At 63.6% G+C, this 19,750-nt stretch carries 21 protein-coding genes; 15 read left to right on the forward strand and 6 right to left on the reverse strand.

All coding sequences use genetic code 11. The features are described 5' to 3' along the window. Positions 1-4: 4 nt before the first annotated feature. Positions 5-718: a UTRA domain-containing protein gene (locus DJ563_RS14675; RefSeq protein WP_274100490.1), complete on the reverse strand. Its 714-nt coding sequence runs from the start codon at positions 716-718 to the stop codon at positions 5-7. A 328-nt stretch (positions 719-1,046) separates the two neighbouring features. Here DJ563_RS14675 and DJ563_RS14680 point away from each other — a divergent pair, with 328 nt between their 5' ends. From DJ563_RS14680 to DJ563_RS14705, 6 genes are all read left to right on the forward strand, one after another. After that, positions 1,047-2,111: an ABC transporter substrate-binding protein gene (locus DJ563_RS14680; protein ID WP_434517942.1), complete on the forward strand. Its 1,065-nt coding sequence runs from the start codon at positions 1,047-1,049 to the stop codon at positions 2,109-2,111. Positions 2,112-2,257: 146 nt separating this feature from the next. Beyond that, positions 2,258-3,064: an alkaline phosphatase family protein gene (locus tag DJ563_RS14685; RefSeq protein ID WP_033700741.1), complete on the forward strand. Its 807-nt coding sequence runs from the start codon at positions 2,258-2,260 to the stop codon at positions 3,062-3,064. Then, positions 3,061-3,900 (forward strand): ABC transporter permease, encoded by an 840-nt coding sequence (locus DJ563_RS14690; RefSeq protein WP_274100443.1) that lies wholly within the window; start codon positions 3,061-3,063, stop codon positions 3,898-3,900. Before DJ563_RS14685 ends, DJ563_RS14690 begins: the two co-directional genes overlap by 4 nt. Then, entirely contained in the window at positions 3,890-4,681 is a 792-nt protein-coding gene (locus DJ563_RS14695) for an ABC transporter permease (RefSeq protein ID WP_274100442.1), read from the forward strand. Before DJ563_RS14690 ends, DJ563_RS14695 begins: the two co-directional genes overlap by 11 nt. 1 nt (position 4,682) lies before the next feature. Continuing rightward, positions 4,683-5,672, forward strand: a complete 990-nt coding sequence (locus tag DJ563_RS14700) for an ABC transporter ATP-binding protein (RefSeq protein ID WP_434517943.1) — start codon at positions 4,683-4,685, stop codon at positions 5,670-5,672. Between the two features lie 12 nt (positions 5,673-5,684). Further along, on the forward strand, positions 5,685-6,338 hold the full coding sequence (locus DJ563_RS14705) for an HAD family hydrolase (RefSeq protein ID WP_186654614.1): 654 nt from the start codon (positions 5,685-5,687) through the stop codon (positions 6,336-6,338). 35 nt (positions 6,339-6,373) lie between these two features. On the opposite strand, the gene DJ563_RS14710 is transcribed toward DJ563_RS14705, so the two are convergent. Then, positions 6,374-7,336, reverse strand: coding sequence for an NAD(P)H-quinone oxidoreductase (locus DJ563_RS14710; RefSeq protein ID WP_434517944.1), 963 nt, complete (start codon positions 7,334-7,336; stop codon positions 6,374-6,376). A 139-nt stretch (positions 7,337-7,475) separates the two neighbouring features. Between DJ563_RS14710 and DJ563_RS14715 the strand changes: the two genes are divergently transcribed. Further along, the gene (locus DJ563_RS14715; RefSeq protein WP_434517945.1) at positions 7,476-9,557 is read left to right on the forward strand and encodes a carboxy terminal-processing peptidase; all 2,082 of its coding nucleotides are present in this window, start codon (positions 7,476-7,478) and stop codon (positions 9,555-9,557) included. A 70-nt stretch (positions 9,558-9,627) separates the two neighbouring features. Here DJ563_RS14715 and DJ563_RS14720 read toward each other — a convergent pair whose 3' ends face one another. The 4 genes from DJ563_RS14720 to DJ563_RS14735 form a co-directional block, all read right to left on the reverse strand. After that, on the reverse strand, positions 9,628-9,996 hold the full coding sequence (locus DJ563_RS14720; RefSeq protein ID WP_033700749.1) for a hypothetical protein: 369 nt from the start codon (positions 9,994-9,996) through the stop codon (positions 9,628-9,630). After that, a complete protein-coding gene (locus tag DJ563_RS14725) occupies positions 9,993-10,331 on the reverse strand; it encodes a helix-turn-helix domain-containing protein (protein WP_274099916.1) in 339 nt (112 codons plus the stop codon). Before DJ563_RS14725 ends, DJ563_RS14720 begins: the two co-directional genes overlap by 4 nt. Before the next feature lie 100 nt (positions 10,332-10,431). After that, positions 10,432-10,872: a YkvA family protein gene (locus tag DJ563_RS14730; protein ID WP_033700753.1), complete on the reverse strand. Its 441-nt coding sequence runs from the start codon at positions 10,870-10,872 to the stop codon at positions 10,432-10,434. A 281-nt stretch (positions 10,873-11,153) separates the two neighbouring features. Next, on the reverse strand, positions 11,154-11,930 hold the full coding sequence (locus tag DJ563_RS14735) for an FKBP-type peptidyl-prolyl cis-trans isomerase (protein WP_047581718.1): 777 nt from the start codon (positions 11,928-11,930) through the stop codon (positions 11,154-11,156). 269 nt (positions 11,931-12,199) lie between these two features. Between DJ563_RS14735 and DJ563_RS14740 the strand changes: the two genes are divergently transcribed. From DJ563_RS14740 to DJ563_RS14775, 8 genes are all read left to right on the forward strand, one after another. After that, on the forward strand, positions 12,200-12,937 hold the full coding sequence (locus tag DJ563_RS14740; protein ID WP_274099917.1) for an AraC family transcriptional regulator: 738 nt from the start codon (positions 12,200-12,202) through the stop codon (positions 12,935-12,937). A gap of 189 nt (positions 12,938-13,126) precedes the next feature. After that, positions 13,127-14,200, forward strand: a complete 1,074-nt coding sequence (locus tag DJ563_RS14745; protein ID WP_274099918.1) for an SDR family oxidoreductase — start codon at positions 13,127-13,129, stop codon at positions 14,198-14,200. Between the two features lie 4 nt (positions 14,201-14,204). Further along, positions 14,205-15,461, forward strand: coding sequence for an aspartate aminotransferase family protein (locus tag DJ563_RS14750; RefSeq protein ID WP_274099919.1), 1,257 nt, complete (start codon positions 14,205-14,207; stop codon positions 15,459-15,461). A gap of 9 nt (positions 15,462-15,470) precedes the next feature. Further along, complete coding sequence (locus DJ563_RS14755) at positions 15,471-15,914, forward strand: type II toxin-antitoxin system RatA family toxin (RefSeq protein WP_047581713.1); 444 nt, start codon at positions 15,471-15,473, stop codon at positions 15,912-15,914. A gap of 4 nt (positions 15,915-15,918) precedes the next feature. Beyond that, positions 15,919-17,064 (forward strand): isobutylamine N-hydroxylase, encoded by a 1,146-nt coding sequence (locus DJ563_RS14760; RefSeq protein ID WP_047581711.1) that lies wholly within the window; start codon positions 15,919-15,921, stop codon positions 17,062-17,064. Continuing rightward, positions 17,061-17,888, forward strand: coding sequence for an SDR family NAD(P)-dependent oxidoreductase (locus DJ563_RS14765; protein ID WP_033700762.1), 828 nt, complete (start codon positions 17,061-17,063; stop codon positions 17,886-17,888). Before DJ563_RS14760 ends, DJ563_RS14765 begins: the two co-directional genes overlap by 4 nt. A 10-nt stretch (positions 17,889-17,898) precedes the next feature. Then, positions 17,899-18,870 carry a fatty acid desaturase gene (locus DJ563_RS14770; RefSeq protein ID WP_274099920.1) on the forward strand — a complete coding sequence of 324 codons (972 nt, stop codon included), beginning with the start codon at positions 17,899-17,901 and terminating at the stop codon, positions 18,868-18,870. Positions 18,871-18,911: 41 nt separating this feature from the next. Further along, positions 18,912-19,712 carry a DUF3050 domain-containing protein gene (locus DJ563_RS14775; protein ID WP_227696841.1) on the forward strand — a complete coding sequence of 267 codons (801 nt, stop codon included), beginning with the start codon at positions 18,912-18,914 and terminating at the stop codon, positions 19,710-19,712. Positions 19,713-19,750 lie beyond the last annotated feature (38 nt).

The raw sequence follows: 19,750 nt of genomic DNA on the forward strand, positions 1-19,750 counted from the left end.
CCCCTCAACCGGCCTGGGCACGAATGCGGATCGCATCATGCCGCCAATACTCGAGGTCACAGTCGATCAGATGCCCATGCTGGTCGCTGTTGACCCGGGTGATATGCAACCCAGGGCTGCCGACCGACACCTTCAGCGCTGCTGCTGCGTCCACCGGTAACGCCGTGGGCAAGATCTCGAAACACACCTGCCCGTAACCAATGCCATAGACCCGCCCATAGATCTCGGTCAGTGACTGGGCCAGGTCCTGCTCGAGAACCCCTGGGAAGTACGCGGGGTTGAGGTAATGCTCGGCATACAGCACCGCCCGCCCGTCGATACGCCGCAACCGGCAGATACGCACCACACTGGACAACGCCGGCATGCGCAGCCGTGCGCAGACAATGGCCGAGGCAGGCTGCAGCCGCGCCGACAGCAACTCGGTACTCGGTACCCGCCCCTGATCACGCACCATGGCATGAAAGTGGCTACGCTCGATCAGGTCATAGGTCAGCCGCTGGGGCGCGACGAACCAGCCACGGCGCTCTTCCCGATAGATCAGCCCCTGGGCTTCCAGCTGCGCCAAGGCCTCACGCAAGGTGATGCGGGTGGTGTCGAACACCTCGCTGAGCTTGCGTTCGGCCGGCAGCTTGCCCCCCGGCGCCAGCAGGCCGTGTTCGATCTGCTCCTGCAGGGCGTGGCAGATGGCTGTTACCGCACGCGGTGGCATTGGCTGCATCAAAGGTTACCTATCTGGACTAGTCCAGCCCCATGACAGGGCATCTGGAGCGTAGTGCAAGCCTAGGCAGGGCTGATGAACATCCTGTGACAAAGGCGCCACAAGGGCTTTGCCAGAATCGGGCCAAGCCAGGCAAATCAGGGCTTGGGATCTGGTCTACGCTGTATTTTCAGGCAACCGGAGCCACCGCTTCAGGCCTCTCCCTACATCAAACTGTCACGCAAGCGACTTACCTTGGCTCAAGGTTTGCTGACCTAGACCAAAGGTCGCCAGTAACAGCTTCATTCATGACAACAATCGCAAACGGCACCCACCCAAGGAGCTTCGGATGAAAAAGTTCTTCATGGCGTCACTGCTCGGTTCGGCCATCGCCTTGTGTACCACGGCCATGGCCGCCGACACCGACCTCAAGGCCCTGGAAGACGCCGCCCGCAAGGAAGGCACCGTCAACAGCGTGGGCATGCCCGATGCGTGGGCCAACTGGAAAGGCACCTGGGAAGACCTGGCCAGCAAGTATGGCCTCAAGCACAGCGACACCGACATGAGCTCGGCCCAGGAGCTCGCCAAGTTCGCTGCCGAGAAGGACAACGCCAGCGCCGACATCGGCGACGTTGGCGCCGCCTTCGGGCCGATTGCGGTGACCCAGGGCGTGAGCCAGCCGTACAAACCGAGCACCTGGGACCAGGTGCCGGAGTGGGCCAAGGACAAGGACGGGCACTGGGCGCTGGCCTATACCGGCACCATCGCGTTCATCATCAACAAAGACCTGGTGAAGGAAGAGGAACGTCCGAAAACCTGGCATGACCTGGAAAAAGGCAAGTACAAGGTCGCCATCGGCGACGTCGGCACCGCTGCCCAGGCCGCTAACGGCGTACTCGCCGCTGCCATCGCCTACAAGGGTGACGAAGCCAATATCGCGCCGGGCCTGCAGCTGTTCACCAAACTGGCCCAGCAGAAGCGCCTGTCACTGGCCAACCCGACCATTCAGACCCTGGAGAAGGGCGAAGTGGAAGTCGGCGTGGTGTGGGACTTCAATGGCCTGAGCTACCGTGATCAGATCGACCCCAAACGCTTCGAGGTGCTGATCCCCTCGGACGGCTCGGTCACGTCGGGCTATACCACCATCATCAACAAGTACGCCAAGCACCCGAACGCGGCCAAGCTTGCGCGTGAGTACATCTTCAGTGATGCAGGGCAGACCAACCTGGCCATCGGCCACGCCCGGCCGATCCGCGCCGAGCACCTGAAGTTGCCGGCTGATGTGCAGGCCAAGCTGCTGCCCAACGACCAGTACGGGGCTGCGCAGCCGATCAAGGATGCCGCAGTCTGGGAAGCGACCTCGAAGAAGCTGCCGCAGATGTGGAACGAGCAAGTGATCATCGAGATGGAGTAAGGGGCTAGCTGTCTAGCGCCTCCACCGGCCCTTTCGCGGGGCAAGCCCGCGCCCACAGAGTCACCACAACCTTGAGCCCTGTGGTGCACCTGTGGGAGCGCGCTTGCCCCGCGAAGCAGGCAACGCGGTTATTGACTGGAGCCACCATGCAACACAACGTCATCCTGGTCCTGCTCGACGGCCTCAACCACCAGGTCGCCCACCATGCCATGGGCCACCTGCATGCCTACGTCGAGGCCGATCGCGCCGCGCTGTACCGCGTCGAATGCGAGCTGCCATCACTGTCGCGCCCGCTGTACGAGTGCATCCTCACCGGCGTATCGCCGATCGACAGCGGTATCGTGCACAACAACGTCAACCGCTTGTCCAACCAGCGCAGCGTGTTCCACTACGCCCGCGAAGCGGGGCTGGGCACGGCGGCGGCGGCCTATCACTGGATGAGCGAGCTGTACAACCGCTCGCCCTTCGACGCCCAGCGCGATCGCCACACCCATGCGCCCAAGCTGCCGATCCAGCATGGGCTGTTTTACTGGGACGACCGTTACCCCGATTCGCACTTGCTGGCCGATGCCGAATACCTGCGCCGCCGTCACGCACCGAATTTTCTGCTGGTGCACCCGATGAGCATCGACGATGTCGGCCACCGCCATGGCCTGGACAGCAGCCAGTACCGCAACGCGGCGCGCAGTGCCGATATCCTTTTGGCCGACTACCTGCCGCGCTGGCTCGAAGAGGGCTACCAGGTGCTGGTCACCGCCGACCACGGCATGAACAACGACCGCTCGCACAACGGCCTGCTCGCCGAGGAACGCGAGGTCCCGCTGTTCGTCTTTGGCGACGGGTTCAGCCTCGACCCTGCAGCCAAACCGCTGCAAACCGAGTTGTGTGGGACCCTCTGCGAACTGCTCGGCGTGGCCCACGACAAATCGGTGTGCCGGGAGCTGCTCAAGTGAATGCCAGCCATCGCGGCCGTTACCTTGCCCTGCTCTGCCTGCTGCCGTTCGCCGTGTTCTTCGTCATCTTCCAGATCGCCCCGCTGGCCTGGGTGGCAATCAACAGCGTGCAGTCGGAAGCGGGTTGGGGTGTAGAGAACTTCAGCAAGGTGTTCGCCTCGAAGTTCTACCTGCAGGCCCTGCAACGCAGCCTGGAGATCAGCTTCTGGTCGAGCCTGTTCGGCATCGTCATCGCTACCCTCGGCGCCTACTCGCTACGCCAGGTGGATTCACGCCTGCGCGACTTCGTCAGCGCCTTCGCCAACATGACCAGCAACTTCACCGGCGTGCCGCTGGCGTTTGCATTCATCATTCTGCTCGGTTTCAACGGCGCCCTGACCTTGCTGCTCAAGCAGATCGGCCTGCTGGAAGACTTCAGCATCTACTCCAAGACCGGGCTTATCCTGGTCTACACCTACTTCCAGATCCCCTTGGGCGTGCTGTTGCTGTACCCCGCTTTCGACGCCCTGCGTGAAGACTGGCGTGAGTCGGCCGCGCTGCTTGGCGCCAGCCACTGGCAGTACTGGCGGCATATCGGCCTGCCCGTGCTGACCCCGGCGCTGCTCGGCACCTTCGTCATCCTGCTGGCCAATGCCTTGGGTGCCTACGCCACCGTCTATGCGCTGACCACCGGCAACTTCAACGTGCTGACGATCCGCATCGCCGGCCTGGTGGCCGGTGACATCAGCCTCGACCCCAACCTGGCCAGCGCCCTGGCCATGGTGCTGGTGGCGCTGATGACGTTGGTCACGGTGGTTCATCAATGGCTGCTGAAAAGGAGCTACCATGCGCGCTGATGCCAATGCCAACCTCTACCACCGCATGGTGGTGTACCTGCTGTTTCTGGTCATGCTGCTGCCACTGGCCGGCACCCTGCTCTACTCCCTGGCGACCAGCTGGTCGGCCAGCCTGCTACCCAGCGGGCTGACCCTGAAGTGGTACGTGGCGTTGTGGAGCGAGCCGCGCTTCCTGGCCGCCTTCGGCCAGTCGCTGCTGGTGTGCGTGGGGGCGCTGATGCTGTCGGTGGTGCTGATCCTGCCGCTGTTGTTCGTGGTGCACTACCACTTCCCCAAACTCGACGCGCTGATGAACGTCCTCATCCTGCTGCCCTTCGCGGTGCCGCCGGTGGTGTCATCGGTGGGCCTGCTGCAGTTGTACGGCAGCGGGCCGATGGCCATGGTCGGCACGCCGTGGATCCTGATCGGTTGCTACTTCACCATCGCCCTGCCATTCATGTACCGGGCGATCACCAACAACCTGCAGGCGATCAACCTGCGCGACCTGATGGACGCCGCCCAACTGCTCGGGGCCAGCACCTGGCAGGCGGCGTTCCTGGTGGTGCTGCCGAACTTGCGCAAAGGCCTGATGGTGGCCCTGTTGCTGTCGTTCTCGTTTTTGTTCGGCGAGTTCGTGTTCGCCAACCTGCTGGTCGGCACCCGCTACGAGACCCTGCAGGTGTACCTGAACAACATGCGCAACAGCAGCGGCCACTTCAACAGCGCGCTGGTGATCTCGTACTTCGCCTTCGTGCTGGTACTCACCTGGGTCGCCAACCGCCTGAACAAGGACAAGACCTGACATGAGCTTCGTCAGCGTACAGCAACTGCACAAACGCTATGCCGGCACCCCGGTGTTCGAAAATATCGACTGCCAGATCGAACGCGGCGAATTCGTCACCCTGCTCGGCCCGTCCGGTTGCGGCAAGTCAACATTGCTGCGCTGCATCGCCGGGCTGACCCCGGTGGACAGCGGGCGCATTCTGCTCGATGGCCAGGACATCGTGCCCCTGAGCCCGCAAAAGCGCGGCATCGGCATGGTCTTCCAGAGCTACGCGCTGTTCCCCAACATGACCGTGGAGCAGAACGTCGCCTTTGGCCTGCGCATGCAAAAGGTCAAGGCCGACGAAAGCCTTGCCCGGGTGCGTGAGGTGCTGGAGCTGGTGGAGCTGGGCAGCTTCGCCGGGCGCTACCCGCACCAGTTGTCCGGTGGCCAGTGCCAACGCGTGGCCCTGGCCCGTTCGCTGGTGACCCGCCCGCGCCTGCTGCTGCTCGACGAGCCGCTGTCAGCGCTGGATGCGCGCATCCGCAAGCACTTACGTGAACAGATCCGCGCCATCCAGCGTGAACTGGGGCTGACCACCATTTTCGTCACCCATGACCAGGAAGAAGCGCTGACCATGTCTGACCGCATTTTCCTGATGAACCAGGGCCGCATCGTTCAGAGCGGCGATGCCGAAACCCTGTACACCGCCCCCGTGGACCTGTTCGCCGCGGGCTTTATCGGCAACTACAACCTGCTCGACCCAGACAGCGCCAGCCGCCTGCTGCAACGCCCGGTGGCCAACCGCCTGGCCATCCGCCCGGAATCCATCACGTTGGGCCTGAATGGCGAGCTGGACGGTGAAGTGCACAGCCATAGCCTGCTGGGCAACGTCATCCGTTACCGGGTGCGGGTGCGCGACGTGGAACTGGTGGTCGACGTGCTCAACCGCTCGTCCGCCGACCTGCATGCGGACGGCCAGCGGGTATCCTTGTCGATCGACCCCACGGCGTTACGTGAAGTGGCCTAGGAGACTGCAACAATGGCACTGGCAATTTTCGATCTGGATGAAACCTTGATCCACGGTGACTGCGCCTCGCTGTGGAGCGAGCAGATGGCCCGCTTGGGCTGGGTCGACGGCAAGGCATTCCTGCGCCGCGATCATGAGCTGATGGAGGCCTATGGCAAGGGCCACCTGCAGATGGAGGACTACATGGCCTTCAGCCTGGAGCCCATTGCCGGGCGCACCCTGGAAGAGGTTGAACACCTGGTGCAGCCGTGGGTGGAAGACGTCATCGAACCGATCATTTTCGGCGACGCCTGCCGCTGCATTGCCGAGCATCGCAAGCGTGGCGACCGTGTCCTGATCATCTCCGCCTCGGGCACGCACCTGGTTGGGCCGATTGCGGCTCGGCTGGGGGTGGACGAGTACCTGGCGATCGAGCTGGAGGCGGTGAACGGGGTGTACACCGGCAAGACCCACGGCGTGCTCACCTACCGCGAGGGCAAGATCACCCGCTTGCTGGAATGGCTGGATCAGGAACAGGAGAACCTGGAGGGGGCGAGTTTCTATTCTGATTCGCGCAACGATTTGCCGCTGTTGTTGAAGGTGGACCACCCGCATGTGGTGAACCCGGATGCGGTGTTGCGCGAACATGCCCAGATCAATGGGTGGCCTATCTTGAGCTGGGCTTGAGGACCATGGGGGATGCTTTGCAGCCCCCAGCAATCTCAAACCAGACTCGGATCGATCACCATCACCAGCTTGCCCGATACCTGGTTGCTCTCCAGCTCGGCATAGGCCGCCTGGGCAAATTCCACCGGGTAGGTGTCCACCAACTGCGGCGACAAACGCCCTTCGGTGAACAACGGCCACACCTGCTGCAGCAACTCGCGCAGCAACTCGGCCTTGAAGCCATCATCACGGTTACGCAGCGTCGACCCGGTGATCTCCAGGCGCTTGCCCAGCACCAGCGCCAGGTCCAGGTCGAACGTGCGCCCGCCCATCAGGCCGATGATCACCCAGCGCCCGTCACGCGCCAGCAACTTGAGGTTGAGCGGCCCGTAACTGGCGCCGACCGGATCGAGAATCACGTCGAATGGCCCCAGACCTTCCAGCGCTTCGAGGTTCTCGTTACGTACCACACCGCCGGCAGCGCCCAGCGCCTGGCAATAGGCCAAGCGGTCCTGCGAGCCAACGCTGACATAAACCGGGTTGCCAAACGCCTTGCACAGCTGGATAGCCGCCGAGCCAACGCCACTGGCACCGGCGTGCACCAGCACCTTCTCGCCCGCCTTGACGGCGCCCAACTGGAAGATGTTCAACCATGCCGTGGCGTACACCTCGGGCAGCGCCGCCGCTTCCTGCAGGCTCAAGCCTTCGGGCACCGGCAGCACATGGCGGGCATCCACCACCACTTCCTCGGCCATCGCGCCGCTGGCCAGCAGCGCACACACCCGGTCGCCTATGCGCCAGTCGGCGCCCGGGCCCACTTCCTCGATCACCCCGGCGCACTCCAGGCCCATGTACGGGCTGGCGCCAGGCGGTGGCGGGTAAAGGCCCTTCATCTGCAACAGGTCGGCGCGGTTAAGCCCCGCAGCCGCCACGCGAATGCGTACTTGGCCGGCGTCAAGGGCCGGGCGTTCGGCCTCGACCCACTCCACATGTCCGTCAACGCCTTGCAATGCCTTCACAGTGCCTCCATAGTTGAATCATGACTGGGCCTGGGGACGCTTACCCCAGGCTTTTTGCAGTATTTGCCCGGCTCCATGGAACCGGCAACGGAAAAGACGGCCTACTATGCGTGATCAATTGCCTCCACGTCGAATCAGCATGAAGCATTTCCTACCCAGCACCGCCCTGGCCCTGATGATCGGCCTGGGCAGCCTCACGCTCGGCGGCAATGCGGCGGCCGCCAACAAGTGGGACAGCCTGCAGCCGGACCGTGACGAAATCGTCGCCAGCCTCAACGTGGTTGAGCTGCTCAAGCGCCATCACTACAGCAAGCCACCGCTCGATGACGCCCGCTCGGTGATCATCTACGACAGCTACATCAAGCTGCTGGACCCGGCGCGCAGCTACTTCACCGCAGCCGACATCGCCGAATTCGACAAGTGGAAGACGCAGTTCGACGACTTCCTCAAAAGCGGCAACCTCGACCCTGGCTTCACCATCTACAAACGCTACCTCGATCGCGTCAAGCAGCGCCTGGACTTTGCCCTGGCCGAGCTGAACAAGGGCGTCGACAAGATCGACTTCACCGCCAAGGAAACCTTGCTGATCGACCGCAAGGACGCCCCGTGGATGAAGAACCAGGCCGAGCTTGACGACCTGTGGCGCAAACGCGTGAAAGACGAAGTACTGCGCCAGAAGATCGCTGGCAAAGAGCCCAAGCAGATCCAGGAAACCCTGACCAAGCGCTACAAGAACCAGCTCACGCGCCTGGACCAGACCCGTGCCGAAGACATCTTCCAGGCTTACATCAACACCTTCGCCCAGTCCTACGACCCGCACACCAATTACCTGTCGCCAGACAACGCGGAAAACTTCGACATCAACATGAGCCTGTCGCTCGAAGGCATCGGCGCGGTGCTGCAAAGCGACAACGACCAGGTCAAGATCGTGCGCCTGGTGCCGGCAGGCCCTGCGGCCAAGACCAAGCAGGTAGCCCCGGCCGACAAGATCATCGGCGTGGCCCAGGGCAACAAGGAAATGGTCGACGTGGTCGGCTGGCGCCTGGACGAAGTGGTCAAGCTGATCCGCGGCCCGAAAGGCTCGGTGGTACGCCTGGAGGTCATCCCGGCAAGCAATGCCCCGAGCGACCAGACCAGCAAGATCGTTTCGATCACCCGCGAGGCGGTCAAGCTTGAAGAGCAGGCGGCGAAAAAGTCGGTGCTCAAGCTCAAGCAGGATGGCCGTGACTACAAGCTGGGCATCATCGAGATCCCGGCCTTCTACCTGGACTTCAAGGCCTACCGTGCCGGAGATCCGGAGTACAAGAGCACCACGCGTGACGTGAAGAAACTGCTCACCGAACTGCAGAAAGAGAAAGTTGACGGCGTGGTCATCGACCTGCGCAACAACGGCGGCGGCTCCCTACAGGAAGCCACCGAGCTGACCAGCCTGTTCATCGACAAGGGCCCGACGGTGCTGGTACGCAACAGCGACGGCCGCGTCGACGTGCTCGAGGACGAAAACCCGGGCGCCTTCTACAAAGGCCCGCTGGCACTGCTGGTCAACCGCCTCTCGGCTTCGGCCTCGGAGATCTTCGCCGGCGCCATGCAGGACTACCACCGCGCACTGATCATCGGTGGCCAGACCTTCGGCAAAGGCACCGTGCAGACCATTCAGCCGCTCAACCATGGTGAGCTGAAACTGACCTTGGCCAAGTTCTACCGGGTTTCCGGGCAGAGCACCCAGCACCAGGGCGTACTGCCGGACATCGACTACCCGTCGATCATCGACACCAAGGAAATCGGCGAGAGCGCCCTGCCCGAGGCCATGCCGTGGGACACCATCCGCCCGGTGGTCAAGCCTGCGGCCGACCCGTTCAAGCCGTACCTGGCCCAGCTCAAGGCGCAGCATGAAGCGCGCAGCGCCAAGGATGCCGAGTTCACTTACATCCGCGACCGCCTGGCCCTGGCCCAGAAGCTGATGAGCGAGAAAACCGTCAGCCTCAACGAACAGGACCGCCGTGCCCGCCACGATGAGATCGAGGGCAAGCAACTGGCCCTGGAGAACATCCGCCGCAAGGCCAAGGGCGAAGAGCCGCTCAAGGAGCTGAAGAAGGAAGACGAGGACGCGCTGCCGGCCGAGGATGAAACCACCAAGCCGGAAGACGACGCCTACCTGTCCGAAACGGGGCGCATCCTGCTCGACTACCTGAGCGCCAGCTCGCAGGTGGCCAAGCACTGATGTGCTGCGCTGTTTAACAAAAAGGGCCGGGTGTGAAAACACCCGGCCCTTTTTGTAAGAGCGGTGGCTGTCAGGCGGTTTCCGGATAGGGGTACTCAAATACCCTGACGACTTCCGAGGCATGCCACGACGCCGCCTCCATGCCATCAACCGGCCCGGCAAAGCGGCCCAGCCGCTCGACGCACTCGAAAAAACCGGTACGCGGCAGGCGGCTGGCGCCCTGGCTGATGACCAGCGAACTGCGCAACGGCTGCTCGGCGCGCGCATCGATCACGGCCAGGTACTCCAACGCGGCAGTCAGCGTCTGCATGGCCGGGCTAGGCAGTTGCAAGCGCTCGATGAGCGCGCGATACGTCAGCAAATGACGTTGACGACGGGCCAGGTCAAGCTCGTCCAGCAGGTTCTGCCAGTGCTGGCGGCTGATCCTGACCTGGCTCATGATGGCTCGCTCCAACCCGCCACACCCAGGTGCCAGGCCAGGGCGCGGCGGATGGCGGCGTCCGGCTGTCGCTCGCCTGATTCGATCATGGCCAGATAGGCCGGGCTGACACCAACATTGCGCGCCAGTAGCTCAGGGGCAATGCCCTTCGCCTCACGTATCTGCGCCACCTCGCTGAAAGCCGGCAAGGGCGCACTGGCGGCACTGACCTGCGTTTCACTGGCGCTTGCCTCGGCAGGCGCCTGCCCTGCTGCCTTCAACAGTGCCTGGTACTGCTCCCAGGGAACAACTGCGTACTCGGGCTGACCGTCCCGGCTGATAACCTGAATACCCATTACAACCCCCTTACGTGGGATTACGGCATGTAATCCATAGGCATAATCCTTATGCCAATTATATTACCAAGTACGGGAGTGTGTGCAGCTCAGGCTGATTTCACTGCGTATTGCGTTCCAGGCGCAAGGCTTCGGGGCTGTTCGGCAAGCGCTCGACCACCCGCAACCGCTCTGGCGCCTGGCTGTCGCGCCAGGCTTTGAAACGCCCAAGCTCATCCGCGACGGTTTTCAGCACCCAGCCCAGCACAGCGATATCGTCGAGGAACCCCACCCCCAGCAACCAGTCGGGAATGGCGTCGATAGGGCTGACGAAGTACAGCAGGCCGGCAACGATGGTCACCAATGCCTTGGGGCTGATGGCGCGGTACTCGCCCCGCCACCAGGCCAGGCACAGTGACTGCAGCAGCTTTACATCCTCGCGCAGCTGACCGATTCGCGGGCCTTTGCGGGCCACGGCGAACAGCAGTGCCGGTAACCGCCCGCGGCTGAGCAGGCGCTCGGCCAGCGGCAGGAAACGGGCGAAATTCCAGGGTGCGCTCATGGAGCCTCCGAGAGGAAGGGTTATCCACATTTATTGTGGATAACCTTGTGAACAGGGCGAAGTTTCTGACGTCAGGTGCCCACTAGGCAAGGGTCCCGGTCAGATCGGGCGTTTTTTACACAGACGTTTCAGTTGCGCAAACGATTTGCGTCAGAAGCATCCTACTTCATCACGCTGCTATTGCTCGGACAGTATCAGCCGACAGAGGTTCTTCCAAGCGTCTACCGCGCAAACGAAAACGCCCCGTCAAGACGGGGCGTTCTGTGCAAAAGCAGCCAGTATTACTTGGCTGGTTCTTCTGCTGGTGCTTCGGCAGGCGCTTGCGCCGGTGCTTCGGCTTCCGGCTCTGCACCTTGCAGTTGTGCCGGGTCCTTGATGGCGATCAGCTCAAGGTCGAATACCAGTACCGAGTTGGCTGGGATCAGCGGGCTCGGGCTCTGGGCGCCGTAAGCCAGTTCGGCCGGGATGAACAGCTTGTACTTCTCGCCGACGTGCATCAGTTGCAGGCCTTCGACCCAACCAGGGATGACGCCGCTGACCGGCAGGTCGATCGGGCTGCCGCGTTCGACGGAGCTGTCGAACACCTTGCCATCGGTCAACTTGCCTTCGTAATGAACGGTGACTACGTCAGTCGGCTTGGGCTGCGGGCCGTCGGCTTTCTTGATCACTTCATACTGCAGGCCCGAAGCGGTGGTGACCACGCCTGGCTTCTTGGCGTTGTCTTCGAGGAACTTCTTGCCGGCGGAAGCGGCTTCTTCGCTGGCCTTGGCCAGACGCTCTTCGGCGCGCTTCTGCAGCGAGGTGAAGGCCTCTACCAGCTCTTCGTCCTTGATGCGCTGCTCTTTCTTGCTGACCGCGTCTTCGATGCCCAGCGCAACCGCTTTGGAGTCAAGGTCTTCCATGCCTTCCTGAGCCAGGCTTTTGCCCATGTTCAGGCCGATACCGTAGGAGGCTTTCTGTGCCGGAGTCTTCAGCTCGGGGCTGCTGGCCTGTTGGTCGCAGCCAGCCAATACGAGGCCTACCAGGGCAACCGCAGCCGCCAAACGATGCTGTTTCATGCTATTTCCTTGTTCATGCGCCATAAGGGCAATCAGGGTAAAGCCGCGAGCTTAGCAGGCGGCCGTGACCAATGGCTACCGGCATAGGAGCGGGTAAACACTGATTAGTTCAACAGCCTTGCATGCATCAGAAAAGCCTTAATTAGTGCAAAAGATCATTCGTTACGCTTTGTATCGACCAAGATATACCATAACGCTATCATCTGCCGCTTTCAGGATGCTGGCCCGGGCGCGGCCAGGCTGTCTAGAACGGGCTTCAGGGATGCACAATGAGATGGGACGGAGCAGTAACTTTCGGTGATTACTGGCTGGGCTACACCGGCAAGACCGACCAAACCGCAGCCCACGCCCACGTCGCCATCCAGCTGTGCATCGGCCTGCGCTACGACATCACCGTGGAGTTCGGTAACCATGCCCTCAGTGCACCTGGGGTACTGATCGGGCCCTCAGTCGACCATCGCTCGTTGCCCAACCCCGACCGCGTTGCCTTCCTTTACTTCTACCCGGACGCGCCGCTTGGCCGCGCATTGAAAGCCCTGCTCGACGAGAGCGGCAAGGCAGCGGTCAGCCGTGACATCGTCGATTGCGTGCGCCAGGCCGCCAACTTCGATGAGGTAGTCGCAGCCCTCGAACTCAAGCTGGTGCCCCCCGACAGCTTCGACCCACGCCTGTCCAATGCCCTGCACCTGCTGCGCCAGGACTGGGCGGGCATCGGCGCGGTGTCGCGCGCGGCCAGCGCGGTGGGCCTGTCCAGCCCACGCCTGCGCTTTTTCGCCACGCACCAGATGGGCGTGCCACTGTCGCAATGGATCATCTGGCGCAAGCTCGAACGTGCCTGCCATGCCCTCGCCCACGACGCCAGCCTCAGCGATGCCGCCATCGCCGGCGGCTTCGCTGACCAGGCCCACCTCACCCGCATGATGCGGCGCATGGTCGGCATGTCGCCCAGCCGCGTCGCCGTGGTACTGCGCAATACAAGCGATTCGTTCAAGAATCAGCAGTTCTAAATCGCCATCATCCCCTCCAGCCCGCGCCGATCGGGGTCTCCACCCAGGCGCAGGGCCGCTTGCCGGCCGTTGCCACTGAAACACAGGCACACAGGTCGGCTTTTTTAATCGCTCCGGTTCCTTGGCCCCCTTGCGGCTGCCAGGCAGACGGGCCACTTCATCAACCTAGCGAGCAAGGAGTGCTAGTCCATGTCTGGACAAACGCGGCTGACCGTTTTCCTTACCGGCGGAGCCGGTGTACTGGGCGATACCCTGATCGACCAACTGGCCGAGCGCTATCACCTGGTCTGCCTGACCCGTCGCAGCAGCATTCGCCACCCTGGGGTCGAAACCCTGCGCGGCGACATCTGCCAACCGCGCATGGGCCTGTCCCACACGGACTACCTGGCACTGACCAAACGGGTCGACTGGGTCATCCACTGCGCGGCCATTACCCGCCTGGATGGCCATGCCGAAGCGGTGTTCTCGGTCAATTACCAAGGCACTGAGCAGGTGCTGCAGTTTGTCCGCGATGCCGACGTGCCGCTGTACCACATCAGCACTGCCTTCACCCACCCCTGTGACTACCACCCTGGGGTGATGCCCTCGACCCCGTACGAAGTGGTCAAGCGCCAAGCCGAGACCCTGGTGCGCGAGGCCGGCGTACCGGTTTCGATCTTCCGCCCGTCGATCATCATCGGCGACAGCCACAGCGGCCACATGCCCATGCTGCAGGGCTTTCACCTGACCATGGGGCTGATGATGTCGGGCTACCTGCCGATCATCCCCTGCCCGGAGGGCGGCCGTGTCGATGTCATCGCCCGCGACGTGGCAGCTGCCGGCATCGCCAGTGCCCTGGATCAGCGCCTGATCGGTGACGACTACTTCCTCACCAACGGCCCACAGGCGCTTGATATCCGCACCCTGCTCGACCTCATGTGCGAACAAATGCAAGACCAGAGCACACCTTTCCAGCGCCCGCGCTGCATGAACCCGGACATCTACGAACGCCTGGTACGCCCGGTGTTCCTGCCGGCCCTCGAAGAGAACATCCGCGCAGCCCTCGGCCGGGCGACCCAACTGTGCCGCTACGCCAGCCTGCTGCAGCCGCTGCCCAGCTCCCTGGAGCAACTGTTGCCGGCCCAGCGCCTGGCCCAGCGCTCACCGCGCCAGGAGTTGGCGCTTACCTTGGCATGCCTGGCGCCCAAGCTTTCGGCCATGCAACGCATGCTGAAAATTCCGGCAGCGGGCGAGCGCCGTGGCGAACTGGCCATGGAGGCCTGAGACGATGAACAGCTTCACCCCCCTGCCCGAAGGGCTTGATGCCGAGCGCGTGCGCGCGCAGTACCGTGACCATGTCAATGCGGGTTATGCCCGCCTGGCCTCGATGATGAACCTGCCCATCGAGGTGGGTGCCGAAGGCGTCTATCTGTACGACATGGACGGCCATCGCTACCTGGATGCCGGTGGCTATGGCGTGTTCCTGCTCGGGCATTCGCACCCGCAGGTCGTCGAGCAGGTCAGCCGCCAGCTGCACAGCCACCCCATGGCCAGCAAGCTGATGCTCAACCCGTTCCAGGCCCAGGCCGCTGCGGCCCTGGCTTCGGTATGCCCAGACCCACTGCAGTATGTGTACTTCTGCAACTCCGGCACCGAAGCCACCGAGGCGGCGCTCAAGCTGGCCTGGCTCAATGGCTGCCAGCACGTGATCTCTACCCAGGGTGGTTACCACGGCAAGACCCTTGGCGCCCTGGCAGTCACCGGCAGGGCTCTGTATCGCACACCGTTCGCCGACCGCCTGGGCGACAGCCATTTCGTGCCCTTTGGCGATGCCGAGGCGCTGCGCCTGCAGTTGCAGGCACAACCCGAACGCACCTGCGTGATCCTTGAGCCGGTACAGGCCGAAGCCGGGGTGATCGTGCCTGCTGCCGGCTACCTGCAGCAGGTGCGCAAACTGTGCGACCAGTACGGCGCGATCCTGATTGCCGATGAAATCCAGTCTGGCCTCGGCCGCACCGGTCGCTGGTGGGCCTGCGACCACGAGGCAGTGGTGCCCGACATCCTGCTGGTCGGCAAAAGCCTGTCCGGTGGCTGCGTGCCGGTCAGCGCCATGGTCTGCAACGCCGACATGCAGGCACCGCTCAATCGCAACCCGTTGATGCACACCTCCACCTTCGGCGCCAACCCGCTGGCCATGGCCGCAGTGATGGCGACCCTCGATGTGATGCAGCGCGAACAGCTGGTGGAGCGCGCCGCAGCACTGGGCCAACGCCTGCAGCTGGGCCTGCAGACCGTGCTGCGGCAACACCCGCGCGGCGCCCAGGTGCAGCTGCGTTGCGCCGGCCTGCTGCTCGGGCTCGAGTTCGCCGACGCCGGGCTGGCGGCAAACATGGTCATGCACCTGATCGACCAACGCATCGTGGTCAACCATTCGCTCAACGATCACCGGGTAATCCGCCTGACACCGCCAGCCCTGTACAGCGACAGCGACGTTGAATGGCTGCTTGGCGGTTTCGCCCGCGCCCTTGCCCGCACCTTCGAATAGGACACCGAAATGAAAGAAGTCAGCCTGACCGCCCATGTTCCCAGCCAGAGTGCCGAACAGGTCTACGCCGCTATCAGCAACTTCAGCCTCTACCCCCAGCTGTGCGAATCGGTGCGCAACATCGAGATCGAATCGATCCATGAGCACGAGGTGCTGAGCAACTGGGAGGTGAACTTCCACAGCGGCATTCTCAAGTGGCAGGAACGCGATGTCTTCGACCCCGACAACCTGCATATCCACTTCCGCCAGACCGCAGGCGACATCGACCACTTCTCCGGCTCCTGGCAAGTCAGCGAAACCGCCGAGGGCGCCAGCATTGCCTTCCGCTCGTGCTTCGACCTGGGCCTGCCGATGCTTGCCGACATGCTCGACCCGGTAGCCCGGCAAGCTATCCACGACAACATCAGCGCCATCATCAGTGGCCTGTTCCCGAACAGCCAGATCAAGGATTGATGCCATGCCGTTGCCACTCCTGCAAAACGCCAGGCAAACCCTGAACCGCTTTGCCCCAGGCTTCGCCGACCTGCTGACAGAGCTGCCATTCGAGCAGCGCGAGGCGGCAGGTAGCCCGGTGGTGGACTGGTTCAAACAAAACGGGCCGGTTGCCTTGCTGGTACCCGGGGCTGGCGGTGGCCTGGGGGCCAGCGCGCGCGAAGCGCTGCATGTGCAGCTCGCCCTCGGCGCCTTGTCGCCCTCGCTGGCCGTGGCCAGCACCATGCATCAGTTTTCCGTGGCCAGCCTGGTCGCGGTTGCCGCCAAGGGCACAGGCGCCGAAGGCCTGTTGTTGTCAGCCATCGCCCGGCAGCGCCTGCTGCTGGCGTCCGGCTTCGCTGAAGGCGTGCCCGGTGGCGGCATCCTCGATGCCGGCATGGAAGCCTTGCAACTGGCCGACGGCGTACGCCTGAGCGGCAGCAAGCAACCGTGCAGCCTGACCCGCTCGATGGACCTGCTGACCGCCAGCTTCAGCCGTGCCAGCGAGCATGGCGAAGAGCTGATGATCGCCCTCATCCCCGCGTCCGCACCGGGCATCAGCCACCACCCGTTCTGGGGCAACAGCGCCCTGGCCGGTGCACAGAGCCTGGAGCTGCGCCTGGAGGATGTGTACGTCAGCGAGAAGATGATCTTCTCCGCCGGGCTGAAGTCGCAGCTGGGCGACGTACAGACCATCGGTTTCATCTGGTTCGAGCTGCTGATCAGCGCCAGTTACCTGGGGGCCTGCATGGGCCTGGTGGAGCGGGCAATCGACGAGCGCCGCTGGAGCGACCAGCAGCGGGTGCAACTGGCCTGCCAACTGCAATTGTGCCTGAGCGCCCTGGAGGGCTTGGCGCATGAGGTCGATCAGCTGCAAGGCGACGCCGATGACTTGCTGGCGCGCCTGCTGCTGACCCGCTACGGCATCGAGCAGCAACTGGCCAGCGCCTCCGACCTGGCCCACCAGATGCTCGGTGGCTTGGCCTTCATCCGCTCGAACCTGAGTTGCGACTGGCTGGCCAGCACCCGTGGCCTGCAGTTCCACCCTCCCGGGCGTTTCAGCATGACGGCCAACCTCGACCGCTACCTGCATGGCGCCACCTTCAGCATTGCCAATGGAGTCACCCTGTGAAACTGCTCAACAAGATCGTCGTCATCACCGGCGCGGCACGCGGCCTGGGCCTGGAAACCGCGCGCAAGCTCAAGCAGCAAGGTGCAACCGTGATCGGCATCGACCGGCTCGAACCGCACACGGCCCTCAACTTCGATGCCTACTACCTGCTCGACCTGTGCGACCGCGAGCGCCTGGACGAAGCCGCCGCCTCGATCCTGGAGCGCTTCGGCGACATCGACATCCTGGTCAACAATGCCGGGGTGCTGACCTTGGAGCGCGGCGAGACGGGGGTAAACGACGACGTGCGCCGCGCCCTGGAAATCAACCTGCTGGCCCCCTGGCAGTTGACCTCGCGGTTCTTGCCGGCGCTGCTGCGCACGCAGGGCAAGGTGGTCAACGTGTCTTCGCTGTTTGCCCTGGTGAACGCGCCCTACGTCGCTGCCTATGCCACCAGCAAACGGGCCATGAGCGCCTATTCGGATGTACTGCGCATGCAGTACCCCGGGCAACTGGACGTGGTAACGGTGTTCCCTGGGTTCATCGACACGGCCATTCACGACCCGGCCGAACGGGTCGGCCTGTCGGTCAAGCGCCTGGTCAGCTTCAAGCGCGGCGAGCGCGTGCTGCTGTCGCTGGAAGAAAAACTCGATGACGCCAGCAATGGCCTGGTACGTGCCTGCACCCAGCGTGGCCTGCGCAACCGTGGCCTGACCTTCCTCGGCAGCGTGGCCATGTACACCGCCCGCTGGCTGCCGAGCGTGGTCGACGCGTTCATCAGCCTGCGCCTGCGCCGCCTGAGCAACGCCGGGCAGCTGTCGCTCAAGCCCGAACTGATCGACTGAGGGCAGGCCGATGACGCAACTGGCACTGGACAAGCCCACGCTACGCCCGGACCGCAGCCTGCTCAAGCCGTCGGCGCTGGAAACCACCTGGGTGGTCGGCTATGCGTTGCTGCTGTTCGCCGTCCCGTTGGCAGTACTGGTGGAGACCCTCAGCCAGCTGCCGCAGGCATGGCCGCTGGCCCTTCCACTGCTGCTGCCGGCGGGTTACGGCCTGTTTCTGCAGGGCATCCTGGGCCACGAGGGCTTCCACTTCAACCTTAGCGAAAACCGGCTGTACAGCTGCATGCTGGCGGTGTTGCTGAGTTCGATGCTGACCGGCTTCTGCGTCACCGGCTACTTCGTCGACCACTGGCAGCACCATCGCCATAACGGCGGCCCCAAGGACCCGGACTGGCGCCTGTTGCGGCGCTATCGCCTGGCCGTTACCCGGCTGCTGGTGTCGCGCCTGCATGCCACCGCCTGGTACCTGCTGCAGACCGTGCGCCTGGCCCTGCCCGGCGCCAAGGTCGAAGGCACGCTGCCGCTTCCGGACAAGCAGATCCGCTTGCTGGCCAGGGTCAATCTGGCCTGCCAACTGCTGTGGCCGGCGCTGTGGCTGGCGCTGGCGACGCAGTGGCCGGTGCTACTGCCGGCGATGGCTGGGTGCCTGTTGCTGGCCTTGTTGATTTCCGCGCTCAACGCCTATCAGGAGCATGCCTTCGAGGCCTGCGTCGACCGGCCGGTGGCACGCTCGCGCACCGCCTGGCTGAGCACCCTGCTGCACCTAGGTTCCAACTATCACCTGGAGCACCACCTGTACCCGCGGGTGCCGTGCTGGCGCCTGCCACGGCTGCACCGCCAACTGCTCGCCAGCGGTTGGTACGAAGGCCGGCAGGCGCTGCTCGAACCGCGTTTCTTCGGCGCCTTGCGCTACTGCAAGGCACGTTTCCCCTATGCCGGCGCCTGGCAAGCAATGCCACCGCCAGGCCGCCCCGGGCAGTAATTTGCGCCCGGTACACCGCCCCCACACTCAAGGAGCCGAGTATGTCTTTTGATGTAGATGCAATGATCGAGAATGAACGCCGCACCCTGCTGGCACACCCCCTGTTCGCCAGGATCAGCTCGCTGGATGACGTGCGCCTGCTGATGGAGAACCACGTGTTCGCCGTGTGGGATTTCATGACGCTGCTCAAGCGTATCCAGCGCGACCTGACCTGCGTCAGCCTGCCCTGGCTGCCGCCGCGGCACATCATTGCCGCGCGGCTGATCAACGAGATCGTCACCGGCGAAGAAACCGACGAGCACCCTGGCGGCGGCTTCATCAGCCACCTGGACCTGTACCTCAGCGCCATGGACGAGATTGGCGCCGACACTGGCCCGTTCCGTCAATTCCAGGCCCTGCTGCAAGCAGGCGTGCCACTGGCCCAGGCGTTGACCAACGTCGACATCCCGCTGCCGGCCAAGGTCTTCGTCAGCAAGACCCTCGACGTTGCCCTGCACGGCTCGACCGAGCAGGTACTGGCGTACTTCTTCTTCGGCCGCGAGGACATCATCCCCGACATGTTCGGCGGCCTGCTGCAGCGCTGGGCGATCGAGGAAGCCAGCGTGCCGATGCTGACCTACTACCTCAAGCGCCACATCGAGATGGACGGTGACGATCACGGCCCGGCGGCCAAACGCATCATCGCCGAGATCGTCAGCGAACCCGCACAGCAACAGGCGCTGGCCAAGAGTGCAGCCGATGCGCTGGTGGCCCGTACCGTGCTGTGGGACGGCGTGTTCGAACTGCTCGACCAGCGCGCCACCGCGACTGCGCAAGCCACTTGCGTGGCGGCAGCCAGCTGAGCATTGCCCCTTGCCTGCGCGCACCGCAGGCAAGGGGC

It is taken from the genome of Pseudomonas sp. NFX1, assembly GCF_051123555.1.
Classification (GTDB): Bacteria; Pseudomonadota; Gammaproteobacteria; order Pseudomonadales; family Pseudomonadaceae; genus Aquipseudomonas; species Aquipseudomonas capeferrum.

What these genes read in the sequence shown, in the direction of transcription:
- DJ563_RS14725 (WP_274099916.1), bottom strand. Translation starts at nt 10,331, where the DNA reads ATGGGTATTCAGGTTATCAGCCGGGACGGTCAGCCCGAGTACGCAGTT.
- DJ563_RS14750 (WP_274099919.1), top strand. Translation starts at nt 14,205, where the DNA reads ATGAACAGCTTCACCCCCCTGCCCGAAGGGCTTGATGCCGAGCGCGTG.
- DJ563_RS14755 (WP_047581713.1), top strand. Translation starts at nt 15,471, where the DNA reads ATGAAAGAAGTCAGCCTGACCGCCCATGTTCCCAGCCAGAGTGCCGAA.
- DJ563_RS14680 (WP_434517942.1), top strand. Translation starts at nt 1,047, where the DNA reads ATGAAAAAGTTCTTCATGGCGTCACTGCTCGGTTCGGCCATCGCCTTG.
- DJ563_RS14715 (WP_434517945.1), top strand. Translation starts at nt 7,476, where the DNA reads ATGAAGCATTTCCTACCCAGCACCGCCCTGGCCCTGATGATCGGCCTG.
- DJ563_RS14745 (WP_274099918.1), top strand. Translation starts at nt 13,127, where the DNA reads ATGTCTGGACAAACGCGGCTGACCGTTTTCCTTACCGGCGGAGCCGGT.
- DJ563_RS14700 (WP_434517943.1), top strand. Translation starts at nt 4,683, where the DNA reads ATGAGCTTCGTCAGCGTACAGCAACTGCACAAACGCTATGCCGGCACC.
- DJ563_RS14760 (WP_047581711.1), top strand. Translation starts at nt 15,919, where the DNA reads ATGCCGTTGCCACTCCTGCAAAACGCCAGGCAAACCCTGAACCGCTTT.
- DJ563_RS14720 (WP_033700749.1), bottom strand. Translation starts at nt 9,996, where the DNA reads ATGAGCCAGGTCAGGATCAGCCGCCAGCACTGGCAGAACCTGCTGGAC.
- DJ563_RS14695 (WP_274100442.1), top strand. Translation starts at nt 3,890, where the DNA reads ATGCGCGCTGATGCCAATGCCAACCTCTACCACCGCATGGTGGTGTAC.
- DJ563_RS14775 (WP_227696841.1), top strand. Translation starts at nt 18,912, where the DNA reads ATGTCTTTTGATGTAGATGCAATGATCGAGAATGAACGCCGCACCCTG.
- DJ563_RS14770 (WP_274099920.1), top strand. Translation starts at nt 17,899, where the DNA reads ATGACGCAACTGGCACTGGACAAGCCCACGCTACGCCCGGACCGCAGC.
- DJ563_RS14730 (WP_033700753.1), bottom strand. Translation starts at nt 10,872, where the DNA reads ATGAGCGCACCCTGGAATTTCGCCCGTTTCCTGCCGCTGGCCGAGCGC.
- DJ563_RS14735 (WP_047581718.1), bottom strand. Translation starts at nt 11,930, where the DNA reads ATGAAACAGCATCGTTTGGCGGCTGCGGTTGCCCTGGTAGGCCTCGTA.
- DJ563_RS14705 (WP_186654614.1), top strand. Translation starts at nt 5,685, where the DNA reads ATGGCACTGGCAATTTTCGATCTGGATGAAACCTTGATCCACGGTGAC.
- DJ563_RS14685 (WP_033700741.1), top strand. Translation starts at nt 2,258, where the DNA reads ATGCAACACAACGTCATCCTGGTCCTGCTCGACGGCCTCAACCACCAG.
- DJ563_RS14740 (WP_274099917.1), top strand. Translation starts at nt 12,200, where the DNA reads ATGAGATGGGACGGAGCAGTAACTTTCGGTGATTACTGGCTGGGCTAC.
- DJ563_RS14675 (WP_274100490.1), bottom strand. Translation starts at nt 718, where the DNA reads ATGCAGCCAATGCCACCGCGTGCGGTAACAGCCATCTGCCACGCCCTG.